The sequence below is a fragment of the Romboutsia sp. 13368 genome (assembly GCF_018336475.1).
Classification (GTDB): Bacteria; Bacillota; Clostridia; order Peptostreptococcales; family Peptostreptococcaceae; genus Romboutsia.
Genome location: NZ_CP048741.1, coordinates 1,002,220 through 1,002,563 on the forward strand (window position 1 = coordinate 1,002,220; position 344 = coordinate 1,002,563).

Genomic DNA, 344 nt, shown 5'->3' on the forward strand with positions numbered 1-344 from the left:
TTTTGGATTTAAGTTTCATGCACTTACTACAGTAGATGGTTTCTTAACTGATTATATCATAACTCCTGCGAATGTTGATGATAGAAATGCAGTGTGGGATTTATGTGATAAATATAATTCAATTTCTATTATAGGTGATAAAKGATATATWAATAAAAGGCTAACGCCTGAGTTAAAAACTGAAAGAAATATAAATTTATTATTTTWAAAAAGAGGAAACTTTAAAGATAACTATCCGAAGCAAATAAGANNACTAATATTTAAGGTTAGAAGAAGGATAGAGACTAGTTTTTCTCAGTTAACAGAACAATTAAATTTAAATAAAGTTAAGAGTAAATCAATGT

Annotated in this window: 1 protein-coding gene; it reads left to right on the top strand. The window is 26.0% G+C overall.

Translation table 11 applies throughout. From position 1 onward, the window contains the following. Positions 1 to 344: transposase (locus G3997_RS04090; protein WP_296648539.1), on the top strand; the 344-nt coding region annotated here is incomplete at both ends.